16 protein-coding genes and 1 other annotated feature are annotated in these 15171 nt (G+C 51.2%); of the genes, 6 read left to right on the plus strand and 10 right to left on the minus strand.

What is annotated here, in order from left to right; genetic code table 11:
* Positions 1-329: 329 nt before the first annotated feature.
* From clpB to rluD, 3 genes are all read right to left on the minus strand, one after another.
* Positions 330-2903: an ATP-dependent chaperone ClpB gene (clpB, locus tag NA389_RS11855; RefSeq protein ID WP_001235090.1), complete on the minus strand. Its 2574-nt coding sequence runs from the start codon at positions 2901-2903 to the stop codon at positions 330-332.
* Positions 2904-3032: 129 nt separating this feature from the next.
* Positions 3033-3764 carry a purine nucleoside phosphorylase YfiH gene (gene yfiH, locus NA389_RS11860; protein WP_000992639.1) on the minus strand — a complete coding sequence of 244 codons (732 nt, stop codon included), beginning with the start codon at positions 3762-3764 and terminating at the stop codon, positions 3033-3035.
* Complete coding sequence (gene rluD, locus NA389_RS11865) at positions 3761-4741, minus strand: 23S rRNA pseudouridine(1911/1915/1917) synthase RluD (RefSeq protein ID WP_000079133.1); 981 nt, start codon at positions 4739-4741, stop codon at positions 3761-3763. Before rluD ends, yfiH begins: the two co-directional genes overlap by 4 nt.
* Positions 4742-4872: 131 nt before the next feature.
* Here rluD and bamD point away from each other — a divergent pair, with 131 nt between their 5' ends.
* The 4 genes from bamD (at position 4873) to pheA (ending at position 7631) form a co-directional block, all read left to right on the plus strand.
* Positions 4873-5610: an outer membrane protein assembly factor BamD gene (gene bamD / locus NA389_RS11870; protein ID WP_000197660.1), complete on the plus strand. Its 738-nt coding sequence runs from the start codon at positions 4873-4875 to the stop codon at positions 5608-5610.
* 271 nt (positions 5611-5881) lie between these two features.
* Positions 5882-6220, plus strand: a complete 339-nt coding sequence (raiA, locus tag NA389_RS11875) for a ribosome-associated translation inhibitor RaiA (RefSeq protein WP_000178449.1) — start codon at positions 5882-5884, stop codon at positions 6218-6220.
* Between the two features lie 102 nt (positions 6221-6322).
* Positions 6323-6448 (plus strand) — a sequence feature (Phe leader region).
* A complete protein-coding gene (gene pheL, locus NA389_RS11880) occupies positions 6324-6371 on the plus strand; it encodes a pheA operon leader peptide PheL (protein ID WP_010989056.1) in 48 nt (15 codons plus the stop codon). (Overlaps the previous feature by 48 nt.)
* Positions 6449-6470: 22 nt before the next feature.
* A complete protein-coding gene (gene pheA / locus NA389_RS11885; protein ID WP_000200082.1) occupies positions 6471-7631 on the plus strand; it encodes a bifunctional chorismate mutase/prephenate dehydratase in 1161 nt (386 codons plus the stop codon).
* On the opposite strand, the gene NA389_RS11890 is transcribed toward pheA, so the two are convergent.
* Genes NA389_RS11890 through aroF form a run of 3 tightly spaced genes read right to left on the minus strand, consistent with a single transcriptional unit; the run spans position 7592 to position 10759 of the window.
* Positions 7592-8500, minus strand: a complete 909-nt coding sequence (locus NA389_RS11890; protein ID WP_000210999.1) for an SMP-30/gluconolactonase/LRE family protein — start codon at positions 8498-8500, stop codon at positions 7592-7594. The two genes, pheA and NA389_RS11890, sit on opposite strands and share 40 nt — an antisense overlap.
* A 57-nt stretch (positions 8501-8557) precedes the next feature.
* On the minus strand, positions 8558-9679 hold the full coding sequence (gene tyrA / locus NA389_RS11895; protein WP_000225191.1) for a bifunctional chorismate mutase/prephenate dehydrogenase: 1122 nt from the start codon (positions 9677-9679) through the stop codon (positions 8558-8560).
* 9 nt (positions 9680-9688) lie between these two features.
* Positions 9689-10759, minus strand: coding sequence for a 3-deoxy-7-phosphoheptulonate synthase AroF (gene aroF, locus NA389_RS11900; RefSeq protein WP_001168063.1), 1071 nt, complete (start codon positions 10757-10759; stop codon positions 9689-9691).
* 439 nt (positions 10760-11198) lie between these two features.
* On the opposite strand from aroF, the gene NA389_RS11905 reads away from it, so the two are divergent.
* Both NA389_RS11905 and dgcN read left to right on the plus strand, forming a co-directional pair.
* Entirely contained in the window at positions 11199-11717 is a 519-nt protein-coding gene (locus NA389_RS11905) for a YfiR family protein (protein WP_001212374.1), read from the plus strand.
* Positions 11710-12930, plus strand: a complete 1221-nt coding sequence (gene dgcN / locus NA389_RS11910) for a diguanylate cyclase DgcN (RefSeq protein WP_001030989.1) — start codon at positions 11710-11712, stop codon at positions 12928-12930. The genes NA389_RS11905 and dgcN overlap by 8 nt, the downstream gene beginning before the upstream one ends.
* Positions 12931-13085: 155 nt before the next feature.
* Here the strand turns inward: dgcN and rplS are convergent, their stop codons facing one another.
* The 4 genes from rplS to rpsP are packed head-to-tail and all read right to left on the minus strand — an operon-like array spanning position 13086 to position 15101.
* The gene (rplS, locus tag NA389_RS11915) at positions 13086-13433 is read right to left on the minus strand and encodes a 50S ribosomal protein L19 (RefSeq protein WP_000065257.1); all 348 of its coding nucleotides are present in this window, start codon (positions 13431-13433) and stop codon (positions 13086-13088) included.
* A gap of 40 nt (positions 13434-13473) precedes the next feature.
* Complete coding sequence (trmD, locus tag NA389_RS11920) at positions 13474-14241, minus strand: tRNA (guanosine(37)-N1)-methyltransferase TrmD (protein WP_000469813.1); 768 nt, start codon at positions 14239-14241, stop codon at positions 13474-13476.
* 44 nt (positions 14242-14285) lie between these two features.
* Positions 14286-14834, minus strand: a complete 549-nt coding sequence (rimM, locus tag NA389_RS11925; protein ID WP_000043266.1) for a ribosome maturation factor RimM — start codon at positions 14832-14834, stop codon at positions 14286-14288.
* An 18-nt stretch (positions 14835-14852) separates the two neighbouring features.
* The gene (gene rpsP, locus NA389_RS11930; protein WP_000256453.1) at positions 14853-15101 is read right to left on the minus strand and encodes a 30S ribosomal protein S16; all 249 of its coding nucleotides are present in this window, start codon (positions 15099-15101) and stop codon (positions 14853-14855) included.
* Between the last annotated feature and the right edge of the window lie 70 nt (positions 15102-15171).

Consider the following 15171-nt stretch of genomic DNA (forward strand, 5'->3'; position numbering starts at 1 on the left):
ATAAATTGTTAAAGAGCAGGTGCGACGCGGCTTTCAGCTCACCGTCGCGAGGTGGCGTATATTACGCTTTCCTCTTTTTGAGTCAAGCCTTTATTTTCGCTTTCCTCACAGACTTCTTAACGAAGCCTTTCTGACCCGGCGGCCTGTATGCCGTTGTTCCGTGTCAGTGGTGGCGCATTATAGGGAGTTATTAGAGCCTGACAAGACCTAAATGCAAAAAAAAGCTCAACCGTTCACTTTTCAAGCAACATTTGAACCAAAAGCCTATTTTCGCCTGGTTTTTAAACAAAAACGAGCCCGTCAGGGCCCGTTTTATTCAAATTTGTGACTTACTGCACTGCCACAATACGATCATCATTGGCTTCAAGGCGAATCACTTTGCCAGGAACCAGTTCACCAGACAGGATTTGCTGCGCCAGTGGGTTTTCGATCTGCTGTTGAATAGCACGTTTTAACGGACGCGCCCCGTAGACCGGATCGTAACCGTTGGCGCTCAACAGTTTCAGCGCCTCGTCGGAGATATGGATTTCATAACCACGTTCTTCCAGACGTTTGTACAGACGCTGCAGCTGGATCTGAGCAATAGAAGCGATGTGTTGTTCACCTAACGGATGGAATACCACAACTTCATCAATACGGTTGATAAATTCCGGACGGAAGTTTTGGCTAACCACACCCAGCACCATCTCTTTCATTCGACCGTAATCCAGTTCGCCAAAGCGCTCCTGAATGAGATCGGAACCGAGGTTAGAAGTCATAATGACCACCGTATTACGGAAGTCGACCGTTCTCCCCTGCCCGTCAGTCAGTCGACCGTCGTCCAGCACCTGCAACAGAATGTTGAATACATCCGGATGCGCTTTTTCCACTTCATCCAACAAGATGACGGAATAAGGACGACGGCGCACCGCTTCCGTCAAATAACCGCCTTCTTCATAGCCGACATATCCCGGAGGCGCCCCGACCAAACGAGACACGGAGTGTTTCTCCATAAACTCAGACATGTCGATACGCACCATCGCGTCGTCGCTGTCAAACATAAAGTTAGCCAGCGCTTTACACAGTTCGGTTTTACCGACCCCCGTCGGCCCAAGGAACAAGAAGGAACCAATCGGACGATTCGGATCGGACAGCCCCGCGCGGCTACGACGTATGGCGTTCGATACTGCGTCAACGGCTTCATTCTGCCCGATCACACGGCTGTGTAACTCTTGTTCCATACGCAACAGTTTTTCACGTTCGCCTTCCAGCATTCTGGCAACCGGAATACCGGTCCAGCGCGCCAGCACTTCGGCAATTTCCGCATCCGTTACTTTGTTACGTAACAGACGCATGGTTTTACCTTCCGACTGGGTCGCGGCTTCCAACTGTTTTTCCAGCTCCGGAATTTTGCCGTACTGCAGTTCAGACATTCGCGCCAGATCGCCCACACGACGCGCCTGCTCAATGGCGATCTTCGCCTGCTCCAGCTCCGCTTTAATAGTTTGCGTACCAGAGAGCGACGCTTTTTCCGCTTTCCACTCTTCTTCTAACTCAGAGTACTGGCGCTCTTTATCGTCCAGTTCTTCATTCAGCATATCGAGACGTTTTTTACTCGCCTCGTCAGACTCTTTCATCAACGCCTGCTGTTCCAGTTTGAGCTGAATAATGCGGCGGTCGAGCCTGTCCAGCTCCTCCGGCTTAGAGTCAATCTGCATACGAATGCTGGATGCCGCTTCATCGATGAGGTCGATAGCTTTATCCGGCAACTGACGGTCGGCGATATAGCGGTGAGACAATGTTGCCGCCGCCACAATCGCCGGGTCAGTGATCTGCACATGGTGGTGCAGCTCGTAACGTTCTTTCAGGCCACGCAGAATAGCGATGGTATCTTCCACTGAAGGTTCTGCGACAAACACTTTTTGAAAACGACGTTCCAGCGCCGCGTCTTTTTCAATGTACTGACGGTATTCATCCAGCGTGGTGGCGCCCACACAGTGCAGTTCACCACGCGCCAGCGCCGGTTTCAGCATATTCCCGGCGTCCATGGCGCCATCAGCTTTACCTGCGCCAACCATGGTGTGCAGCTCGTCGATAAACAGGATGACGTTGCCTTCCTGTTTCGCCAGATCGTTCAGCACGCCTTTCAGACGCTCTTCAAATTCGCCGCGATATTTCGCCCCGGCCACCAGCGCGCCCATATCCAGCGCCAGCACGCGACGACCTTTTAAGCCTTCAGGGACTTCACCGTTAATAATGCGCTGCGCCAGCCCTTCAACAATTGCCGTTTTACCTACGCCCGGCTCACCGATCAAGACGGGGTTGTTTTTGGTACGACGTTGCAGTACCTGAATGGTACGGCGAATTTCTTCATCACGACCAATTACCGGGTCAAGCTTGCCTTGTTCAGCCCGCTCGGTCAGATCGACGGTATATTTTTTCAAGGCCTGACGTTGGTCTTCAGCCCCTTGATCGTTCACGCTTTCACCTCCGCGCATCTGTTCAATTGCCTGAGTGATATTGGCCGTGGTCGCACCGGCTGATTTCAGCAGATCGGTTAACGTGCCGCGAGACTCAAGCGCCGCCAGAACAAACAGCTCTGACGAAATAAAATTGTCCCCCCGTTTTTGCGCCAGCTTGTCGCAAAGGTTCAGTACGCGTACCAGTTCCGAAGAAGGCTGTACGTCGCCGCCGGTACCTTCCACCTGCGGTAAACGGCTCAGCGCCTGATCGATAGCGGTGCGCAACTGGCCAGCATTAATGCCGGCGGAGGTTAATAAAGGACGTATCGATCCCCCTTCCTGGTTCAGCAAGGCGCTCATTAAATGAAGAGGTTCGATGAATTGGTTGTCGTGCCCCAGCGCGAGCGACTGGGCATCGGCAAGAGCAAGCTGGAATTTGTTAGTAAGACGATCCAGACGCATAACTCCTCCCATAACAGGTCAAAATTGCTACTGGAGATTAAATGAGGTCATCCCTCAATTATTCAAGGTGAATGACCTGAATTATGTGAAAAGAAAGTTACCCGTACCGGATCGTCTTGATTCTTTAGGTTATATCAGCCAAATAAAACTTGCCATACGACCTGTCGTCTTGTCGCGACGATAAGAGAAGAAAGTCTCACTTTCGCTAAAGGTGCAGCGATCCCCGCCATAGACATGTTCAACGCCGGTATTCGCCAGACGTTGGCGTGCAAGCTGATAAATATCCGCCAGAAATTTTTCCCCGTGCGGCAAAAATGCGCTATCGGCTTGCGCATCTTTTGCTAAAAATGCGTCACGCACTTCCGGCCCCACTTCAAACGCGGTCGGGCCGATCGCCGGACCTAACCAGGCGATGATATTTTCTGGTTTGTCAGCAAAGCAGGTGACAGTTTCCTCCAGTACGCCTTCACATAATCCGCGCCAGCCCGCATGAGCCGCCGCCACTTCTGTTCCCTCACGGTTACAGAATAGCACGGGCAGGCAGTCTGCCGTCATTACTGCGCAGACGGTTCCTGGCGTATTGCTGTAAGACGCATCCGCACGTTTGGAGGCATAAGGTTCTCCGGTAAGCCTCAACACATTTTTACCGTGAACCTGTTCAAGCCAGACAGGTTTCGAAGGCAGATTGCCCGCCGCAAACAGACGCTTGCGGTTCTCTTCAACATGCTCCGGGTTATCGCCGCAATGCGCGCCCAGATTCAACGAATCGTAAGGCGGTAAACTCACCCCGCCAATACGGGTAGAACTACAGGCTGCGACGCCTTTCGGCAGCGGCCACTGCGGGACAATCAGTGCATTCATAACCAGTCCACATCATCTTTATGATCTTCGAAATCGGCGCGCATCGCATCGATAAGGTCCACCATATCTTGTGGAATCGGCGCGTGCCACTCCATTTCGATACCCGATACAGGATGGTAGAGACGCAGCATCGTTGCATGAAGCGCCTGGCGGTCAAACTTACGCAACGTGGAAATAAACTCTTCCGATGCGCCTTTCGGTGGACGTGGACGACCACCGTAGACCTGATCGCCCACTAACGGGTGCGTAATATGCGCCATATGCACGCGGATCTGGTGCGTACGCCCGGTCTCCAGACGCAGCCTAAGACGCGTGTGCACACGGAAATGTTCCATAATGCGGTAGTGGGTCACCGCCGGTTTGCCCATGGGATGCACCGACATATGGGTACGTTTGGTCGGGTGACGACTGATGGGTTCATTCACCGTTCCTCCCGCCGTCATATGTCCGATCGCGACCGCTTCATATTCGCGGGTGATCTCGCGCAGCTGCAAAGACTCCACCAGGCGCGTTTGCGCCGGAACGGTTTTGGCCACCACCATCAGCCCCGTCGTGTCCTTATCCAGACGATGGACAATGCCCGCGCGCGGAACATCCGCAATCGGCGGATAATAATATAGCAACGCGTTCAGTACCGTACCGTCCGGGTTACCCGCGCCAGGATGTACCACCAGATCGCGTGGTTTGTTGATAACCAGAATATCGTCATCTTCATAAACAATATCTAACGGGATATCCTGCGCTTCAAAACGAATCTCTTCGTCGATCTCCGCATCAATAGCCACCCGCTCGCCGCCTAACACTTTTTCTTTTGGCTTATCGCAAAGTTGACCATTGACCAACACGCGCTGATTCAAAATCCATTCTTTTATACGCGAACGTGAATAATCCGGGAACATTTCGGCCAAAGCCTGATCTAAGCGTTGACCGAGTTGGTTTTCGGAGACCGTTGCGGTGAGTTGTACTCGTTGTGCCATATACAGCTTCTTCGTTTAACGTTGGGTTTTACGGCTTTGCCGTTTAATATAGTGTGCTATTGTAGCTGGTCTTAACCGGGAGCAGGAACAGAGAATCTCCCGTAAAACATTTTGAGGAAAGTCAAAACGTCATGACGCGCATGAAATATCTGGTGGCAGCAGCCACGTTGAGCCTGTTTCTGGCGGGTTGCTCGGGTTCAAAGGAAGAGGTGCCCGATAATCCGCCGAATGAAATCTACGCGACTGCTCAGCAAAAGCTGCAGGACGGTAACTGGAAACAGGCAATAACGCAATTGGAAGCGTTAGATAATCGTTATCCATTCGGACCGTATTCTCAGCAGGTGCAGTTGGATCTTATCTACGCCTATTACAAAAACGCCGATTTGCCGCTAGCGCAGGCCGCCATCGATCGTTTTATGCGTCTTAATCCAACGCACCCTAATATTGACTATGTCATGTACATGCGCGGCCTGACGAACATGGCGCTGGATGATAGCGCGCTGCAAGGTTTCTTTGGCGTCGATCGCAGCGATCGCGATCCGCAACATGCGCGGGCGGCGTTCAATGACTTTTCGAAACTGGTACGCAGCTATCCTAATAGCCAGTACACCACCGACGCCACTAAGCGTCTGGTATTCCTGAAAGACCGTCTGGCGAAATATGAATATTCCGTCGCAGAGTACTATACCGCGCGCGGCGCATGGGTTGCGGTCGTAAACCGGGTAGAAGGTATGCTACGCAATTATCCTGATACGCAGGCCACGCGCGATGCGTTGCCGCTGATGGAAAACGCCTATCGTCAGATGCAGCTGAATGCGCAGGCTGACAAAGTCGCGAAAATTATTGCCGCTAACAGCAAAAACACCTGAAGCAATACCAACAAGCAAAACGGCAGCCTTCCGGCTGCCGTTTTTTTATTCGGTATCTGATGCAACAGAAATGATTTCACTGCAACGCATCCAGTCAAATATGGCCTGCTTTCAGCCATTCCTCAAGTAAAAGATCGCTTCTTCCTGCGATGCCTCACAAAAAGTTCGCCTTGACAAAAAGTGACAAAATAATGTGATTTACATCACACATTTTGACATTAAGAACGGTATGCTGGAATCACCAAGACGGGAAAGACAAGAGGTAAAATTTATGACAATGAACATTACCAGTAAACAAATGGAAATTACTCCGGCAATCCGCCAACATGTCGCAGACCGTCTCGCCAAACTGGAAAAATGGCAAACTCACCTGATTAATCCTCATATCATTCTGTCTAAAGAGCCACAGGGCTTTATTGCTGACGCCACCATTAATACACCGAACGGACATCTGGTCGCCAGCGCAAAACACGAAGATATGTATACCGCTATTAATGAATTGATCAACAAGCTGGAACGGCAGCTCAATAAAGTGCAGCACAAAGGCGAAGCCCGTCGTGCCACCGCATCGGTGAAAGATGCCAGCTTCGTCGAAGCAGAAGAAGAGTAGTCCCTTACATTGAGTGTATCGCCAACGCGCCTTCGGGCGCGTTTTTTGTTGACAGGATTAAAACAGTACGGGTACTGTACTTACGTACACAAAGGAAACAGTTATGAAGCTCACCCGGTTTTTCTTCGCATTCTTTTTTATCTTCCCCTGACCGGGAGGCGTTTCGTCATGTGATAAAGAATGCGAAGACGAACAAGAAGGCCTCCCCCACCGGGAGGCCTTTTTTATTGATAACAAAAAAGGCAACACTATGACATCGGAAAACCCATTACTGGCGCTGCGAGATAAAATCAGCGCTTTAGACGAAGAGTTACTGGCCTTACTGGCAAAACGACGCGCGCTGGCGATTGAAGTGGGACAAGCAAAACTACTGTCGCATCGTCCGGTTCGGGATATCGATCGTGAACGCGCGCTGCTGGACAGGCTCATCCATCTCGGTAAAGCCCACCATCTCGACGCACACTACATTACCCGTCTGTTCCAGCTTATCATTGAAGACTCCGTGCTTACTCAGCAGGCGCTGCTGCAACAACATCTGAATAATACTCACCCTCATTCGGCACGTATTGCGTTTCTTGGGCCGAAAGGCTCCTATTCTCATCTCGCTGCGCGCCAGTATGCTGCACGCCATTTTGAGCAATTTATTGAGAGCGGTTGCGCAAAATTCACCGATATTTTTCATCAGGTCGAAACCGGCCAGGCCGATTACGCCGTGGTTCCGATAGAGAACACCAGCTCCGGCGCTATCAACGATGTGTACGACTTATTGCAACACACCAGTCTGTCGATTGTCGGTGAGATGACCGTCACTATCGATCACTGCGTGCTGGTTTCCGGCGCTACGGATCTGAATACCATCGAAACGGTGTACAGCCATCCGCAGCCGTTCCAGCAGTGCAGTAAGTTTTTGAGCCGCTATCCGCACTGGAAAATCGACTATACCGAGAGTACGTCGGCAGCGATGGAAAAAGTCGCGCAGGCGAACTCTCCGCGCGTCGCGGCGCTCGGCAGCGAGGCAGGTGGCATGTTGCACGGATTACAGGTGCTGGAACGCATCGCCGCAAACCAGACGCAGAATATCACCCGCTTTCTGGTACTGGCGCGCAAAGCCATCAACGTTTCCGATCAGGTTCCGGCAAAAACCACTCTGTTAATCGCCACCGGGCAGCAGGCTGGCGCGCTGGTCGAAGCGCTGCTGGTGCTGCGTAACCACAATCTCATCATGACGAAACTGGAGTCGCGCCCCATTCACGGCAATCCGTGGGAAGAGATGTTTTATCTCGATGTTCAGGCGAACCTGGAGTCGCAGGTAATGCAAAGCGCGCTAAAAGAGCTGGGCGAGATCACGCGCTCAATGAAAGTGCTTGGCTGCTATCCCAGCGAAAACGTCGTGCCGGTAGAACCTGCCTGACGTTCAATAAAACGGCTTTTCTTCATCCCTGCGACGGCTACCTGCAGGGTGAAGATGGCGCCGGAGAGCGGATAATCCGCCACTTCCTGAGCAGACATATTTTCTCTGGTAGTTGTAATAAACAGCGTTTTCATATCTGCGCCGCCAAAGCAAACCATCGTCGGACAACGTACCGGCAACCGGTACTCTTCCAGCTGCTCTCCTTGCGGTGAGAAACGCGCCACGCGCCAGCCGTCAAACATCGCGCTCCAGTAGCACCCTTCGCTATCCATCGCCGCGCCGTCGGGAAGTCCTTCTCCTTCGCCAAAATGGCGAAAAAGTTCACGCTTGCCCGGTTCGCCATGTTTATCAAGTAACGTGCGGTATATCACGCCATTCGGCGTATCGGAGGTATACATCCACTGGTTATCCGGGCTGAACGCCAGGCCGTTGTGTCCCTGGATATCGCACTGGATCACTTTTGCCGTCAGGTCATGATCGATCCGCATCAGCAACGCGCCATTATAGTCACCTGGCGCCCAGAACGTTCCGGCATAAAAACGTCCATCGCCATCAGTGCCGCCATCGTTGAAACGCGCCAGTTTCGTATTAGAGGGATTGTCGCAAACCTTACGCTGCAATAATCCATTTTTATCGGCCAGCCAGATAGCATGACGCATGGCCACAATAAATCCGCCCTGCTCACGCAAGGCAAAACAGCCCACCTCTTCCGGAAACGCCAGCACGCTATGCGTCCCGCTCGCCGGATGGTAACGATGGATCTCCTGTTCCAGGATATCGGTCCAATATAGCGCGCTTTCATCCTCGCTCCATGTGGGACATTCTGGTAGATGTCCGACATAATTAAATAAAACGTGCGGCGTAGTCATAACGGTTCCTTAAACGAAAAAAGCCAGCAAAGCTGGCTTTTAGTATAGATGTCATCATTATGGTCGGCTGTCATTCGCCTGACGCAATAACACACGGCTTTCATTCTGGAAGCGTCTGGCATAATCGCCAAACCAGTGTTCAACTTTGCGAAAACTGTCGATAAAAGCCTGCTTATCACCCTGTTCCAGTAACCCGATCGCATCACCAAAACGTTTATAGTAACGCTTAATAAGCGCCAGATTGCGCTCCGAGGACATAATAATGTCCGCATACAGTTGCGGGTCCTGGGCGAACAGACGCCCGACCATCGCCAGCTCCAGTCGATAAATCGGCGATGATAGCGCCAGAAGCTGCTCAAGCTGGACGTTCTCTTCCGCCAAATGCAGCCCATAAGCGAAGGTAGCAAAGTGGCGCAGCGCCTGGATAAAAGCCATGTTCTGATCGTGCTCGACAGCGCTAATTCGGTGCAACCGCGCGCCCCACACCTGGATTTGCTCAAGGAACCACTGATACGCTTCCGGTTGACGCCCATCACACCAGACCACCACCTGCTTCGCCAGGCTCCCGCTGTCCGGGCCAAACATCGGATGCAAGCCCAACACGGGGCCATCATGGGCCGCCAACATTGCCTGCAACGGACCGCTTTTCACCGATGCCAGATCGACCAGAATACAGTCGGACGGCAGGGGCGGCAGTTGCGCTATGACCTGTTCAGTAACATGAATCGGCACGCTGACGATCACCATTCCGGCATCGGCGACAATGTCCCTGGCGCGCGGCCAGTCCTGTTGTTCCAGAATACGGACCTGATAGCCCGACAGCGTGAGCATTTTTTCAAACAGACGCCCCATCTGTCCGCCGCCGCCCACAATGACGACCGGACGCAGAGAAGGACAAAGCGTTTTGAACCCCTTATCATTTTCGCTGGAGTAAGATTCGCGCATTACCCGGCGCAGGACATCTTCAATGAGATCGGGCGGGACACCGATCGCTTCTGCTTCCGCCCGTCGTGAAGCCAGCATAGAGGCCTCACGCTCTGGCACGTAAATAGGCAGGCCAAAACGGCTTTTCACCTCGCCGACTTTGGCAACCAGTTCCAGGCGCTTAGCCAGTAAATTCAACAACGCTTTATCGACATCATCTATTTGATCGCGTAATGCGGTCAATTCAGCAACCATAACAACCTCTTATGCGACGCGCACCGCCAGCTGGCCGCTCAAATCTTTATGAATTTCACGCAACAGGGCATCGGTCATCTCCCAGCTAATACAAGCATCGGTGACGGAAACGCCATACTTCATTTCGCTGCGCGACTGTTCGGAAGACTGATTACCCTCATGAATATTACTTTCAATCATTAAGCCAATGATTGAACGATTGCCATCTTTAATCTGCGCAACCACAGATTCGGCAACGGCTGGCTGGCGGCGATAATCTTTATTGGAGTTACCATGACTGCAATCTACCATCAGCGAAGGACGTAGTCCCGCCTGTTCCATCTCTTTTTCACACTGAGCGACATCTGCCGGGCTATAGTTTGGCGCTTTGCCGCCACGCAGAATTACATGGCCATGCGGATTTCCCTGGGTTTGCAATAACGCAACCTGACCGGCCTGGTTAATGCCAACAAAACGATGAGGTTGCGCAGCGGCGCGCATGGCGTTAATCGCTGTCGCCAGGCTGCCATCCGTGCCGTTTTTAAAGCCGACCGGCATAGAAAGACCAGACGCCATTTCGCGGTGGGTTTGCGATTCGGTTGTGCGCGCGCCTATCGCCGACCAGCTAAACAGATCGCCCAGGTATTGCGGGCTGTTCGGATCCAACGCTTCGGTCGCTAATGGCAACCCCATATTCACCAGTTCCACCAGTAGCTGACGCGCTATTTTCAACCCGGCTTCCACATCAAATGAGCCATCCATGTGAGGATCGTTAATCAGCCCTTTCCAGCCGACGGTAGTCCGCGGCTTTTCAAAATAGACGCGCATTACCAGATAGAGGCTATCGCTGACCTCTGCGGCAAGGGCTTTAAATCGACGGGCATATTCCAGAGCGGTTTCAGGATCGTGAATAGAACAAGGACCGCATACCACCAACAGACGCGGATCGCGCCCGGCAATAATGTCAGAAATGATTCCCCGGGACTGCGCTATCTGCGCTTCCTGCGCCAGACTCAACGGAAAGGCCGCTTTAAGCTGCTCCGGCGTCATTAATACCTGTTCATCGGTGATACGTACGTTATTCAGCGCGTCTTTTTGCATGATGGCGATCCTGTCTTTTCTTGTTTGCGATAGTTGATCCTCCACGAGGATGTTTAAACCATACCACAAAAAGTAAAGATTTCAATCCATATCACGTAAAATAAACTTTACACCATGCACAATCGTCGATTAAACCCCTTCATTTCGTATCAAAAACTTTACACAACAAGTGAATTATTTTATTCCCAGCCTCAGAAAAGCGGTAAAATGAGCGATGCTCGCTATTTTTTGATTATTTTTTCTCCGCACACATATTTTTACTTTCTGATATAGGGTGATTAATACCATTATCACAAGAATTTAATATCAGGGATGCCATTTAAATTATTCATATTATCAATAAGAAATAATGACGATATGGCAAAATAATGTTATTTTGCTACAAACAATCACGGATGTATTTTAATGCTTTACGACTGAAGATGGTGGGGACTTGTTAATGCGTTTTTCTCACCGATTTATCCTTCTGTTATCGCTATTATTAGCAAGCTTGCCTCTGTATGCTCAACGCGTCACGGAAGAAGAGAAATCCGTACGCGCCATCGTCTCCGGTATCGTCAGTTATACACACTGGCCGGCGTTATCCGGGCCGCCAAGGCTATGCATATTTTCATCTGCGCGTTTTGTCAGGGTACTTAGCGAAGAGGCTGACTGGGCTTTCCCTTATCAACCGCTTGTCATCCGTACCACACAAGAAGCCCTGAGCGCCCACTGTGATGGTTTTTACTTTGGCAATGAATCGCCAGCTTATCAGGTGGAGTTAACGCGTCATTATCCCGTTAATGCCTTGTTATTAATTGCCGAGCAAAATGCCGAATGTATTATTGGCAGCGCATTTTGTCTGATCATTAACAATGATGAAGTCAAATTTTCCGTCAACCTGGACTCCCTCTCGCATAGCGGCGTGAGAGTGAATCCAGAAGTATTAATGCTTGCACGGAATCAAAAGCATGAATAAGGAATTTTCTCTGTCCAGACCAACATTTAAACGCACACTACGGCGGATTAGTATAATCAGCGTGCTGCTTACGATGACATTGATCTGGCTATTAATTTGCGTTGCGTCTGTCCTTACGCTCAAACAGTATGCGCAAAAGAATCTCGATTTGACCGCCGCCACAATGGCCCATAGCCTTGAAGCGGCACTGGTATTTTCCGATAACACGGCCGCAGCGGAAACGCTCGCCACACTGGGACGCCAGGGACAATTTTCAGCGGCGGAGGTCCGCGATAAAAATGGCCGTATTATCGCCTCATGGCGCTATGATGCGCGAGCCGCAGACGATAAGCTCATTGGCTTAATTAGCCACTGGCTTTTTCCATTGCCGGTATCACAACCCGTCTGGCACAACGGCAGGGCCATCGGCGAAGTACGGCTTGTCGCCCGCGACAGCCTTATTGGTCATTTTATCTGGCTATCGCTGGCAGTGCTGACAGGATGTATTCTGCTGGCATCCGGCATTGCCCTGCTGCTCACGCGTTATTTACACAATGGCGTTGTGGATGCGCTGCAAAATATTACTGAAGTTGTACACGACGTTCGCACTAACCGAAATTTTTCACGCCGGGTACCTGATGAGCGTATTGCGGAATTTCACCTGTTTGCGCAGGATTTCAATAGCCTTCTGGATGAGATGGAAGAATGGCAGCTACGGCTTCAGGCTAAAAATGCCCAGTTACTACGTACCGCGCTGCACGATCCGCTGACGGGGCTTGCCAATCGCGCAGCATTTCGCAGCTGTATTAACGCGCTGATGAAGGACAATTCCGCTCGTAGCAGTTCGGCATTGTTATTTCTGGATGGCGATAACTTTAAATATATTAATGATACCTGGGGACATGCGGCAGGCGACCGGGTACTTATAGAGGTTGCCAAAAGATTAGCGGAATTCGGTGGTAGCCGTTATCAGACTTACCGACTCGGCGGCGATGAATTTGCGATGGTGCTTTACGATGTACATTCGGAATATGAAGTACAACGTATTTGCGCAGCGCTATCCCAGGCGTTTAATCGACCTTTTGAACTGCATAACGGCCAGCGGATAACGATGACCATGAGTATTGGCTTTGCGCTGACATGGGAACATGCCACTGCCGAAAAACTACAAGAACTGGCCGATCGAAATATGTATCAGGCTAAACACCGGCGTGCGGAACGCTCGCTAAACTAAGGAACGGGCCTGGCCGTTTCTGATTCAGCGTTGATACCACTGACCCGGCCTAATCATGTAACCGTCTATGGCGTGGAGCAACCCATAAAAAAGGGGCCAGCGTAATGCCAGCCCCTTCTTTTCTACAAGCTTTCGGATGTTGCGAAAGCGCGTTCTTAGTTAAGACGCTCTTTGATACGAGCCGCTTTACCAGTACGCTCACGCAGGTAGTACAGTTTAGCTTTACGAACAGCACCACGACGTTTAACAGCAATGCTGTCAACTACCGGAGAGTGAGTCTGGAAGACACGCTCAACGCCTTCGCCGTTGGAAATTTTACGAACAGTGAATGCAGAGTGCAGACCGCGGTTACGAATAGCGATAACCACGCCCTCGAATGCCTGCAGACGTTTCTTGGTACCTTCAACAACCCATACTTTCACTTCCACGGTATCGCCCGGACGGAAGGAAGGTACGTTCTGCTTCATCTGCTCTTGTTCAAGTTGCTTAATAATGTTGCTCATAATTTAATCTCTTATCCTGGGTAAACTGATATTCGGGGGCCTATGCCATCCCATCATGTTTATGCTGCTGTTGTGCGTGTTCTGTTTTGAACTCCGCCAGCAACCTTGCTTGCTCTTCAGTCAGAGCCAGGTTTTCCAGAAGTTCAGGTCTTCTAAGCCAGGTTCGGCCCAGCGACTGTTTCAAGCGCCAGCGACGTATCTCGGCATGGTTTCCCGACAGCAATACTGGCGGTACTTCCATCCCCTCTAACACTTCAGGGCGCGTATAGTGCGGACAATCCAGCAACCCATCAGCAAACGAATCTTCGATTGCTGATGCTTCATGCCCCAGAACTCCCGGTATAAACCGGGCGACGGAGTCAATCAGCGTCATTGCCGGTAGTTCGCCACCGCTGAGAACGTAATCGCCAATTGACCATTCTTCGTCAATTTCGGTCTGAATTACGCGCTCATCTACGCCTTCGTAGCGACCACACACCAGAATAAGTTTCTGATTCGTGGCCAGCTCGCTAACGCCCGCTTGATCAAGCTTGCGTCCCTGAGGCGACAGATAAATCACTTTAGCGCCTTCACCTGCCGCGGCTTTTGCTGCGTGAATGGCGTCCCGCAAGGGTTGCACCATCATTAACATCCCTGGTCCGCCGCCGTAAGGACGGTCGTCCACGGTACGGTGCCGGTCATGAGTAAAGTCTCGAGGACTCCAGCTCTGGATGTTCAGCAGGCCATTTTTTACTGCCCGGCCAGTTACCCCGTAATCGGTAATTGCGCGGAACATTTCAGGAAACAGGCTAACGATACCTATAAACACAAGCCAATCCCCATAACGCCGACTTTTACCGTTTATCCGGTGGTTTAAAAACCAGGATCCCAGTCTACTTCGATAGTACGAGTAGCGAGATCGACTTTCTTGATAACCTGCCCATCGAGGAACGGTACTAGTCGTTCCTTGATACCAAATGCATCTTTCAGGTTCGCCTTAATGACGAGAACGTCATTCGACCCGGTTTCCATCATGTCGATAACTTTACCGAGATCGTAGCCTTCAGCGGTGACTACCTGGCAGCCCATCAGGTCTTTCCAGTAGTAGTCTCCCTCCTCAAGCGCAGGAAGTTGCGAGGAATCCACGACAATTTCGCAATTCGTCAGAAGATTCGCGGCATCTCGATCGTCAACGCCTTTCAGCTTGATGATCAGATCCTGATTGTGGTGCTTCCAGCTTTCCAGCTGTACCTGCTGCCACTGACCCGCCTTCTGGATAAACCAGGGCTGATAGTCAAAAATGCTTTCGGCGTCTTCAGTGGAGGAAAACACTCTGAGCCAACCACGGATACCGTATGAAGAACCCATTTTCCCCAGTACAACCGGTTCAGCGGGTACTTGTGCGGCGAGTTGCTTGCTCATCATGACCACCGTGACAGATTAAGCTGCTTTTTTTACTTCTTTGATCAGCGCCGCAACGCGATCGGAAATGGTTGCGCCCTGGCCAACCCAGTGAGCGATGCGATCCAGATCCAGGCGGGTGCCTTCTTCTTTTTCGCTAGCGATTGGGTTGAAGAAACCAACGCGCTCAATGAAGCGACCGTTGCGTGCATTACGGCTGTCGGTGACAACAACCTGGTAGAACGGACGCTTTTTAGCGCCGTGACGAGCTAAACGAATAGTTACCATAACATCCTCTTGTGTGAATAAAACAACCGGGCCCCATCGAGGAACGGAGCCCGGCGTCATATTAAAAGCC

The organism is Salmonella sp. NW645, from assembly GCF_051703725.1.
Classification (GTDB): domain Bacteria; phylum Pseudomonadota; class Gammaproteobacteria; order Enterobacterales; family Enterobacteriaceae; genus Salmonella; species Salmonella enterica.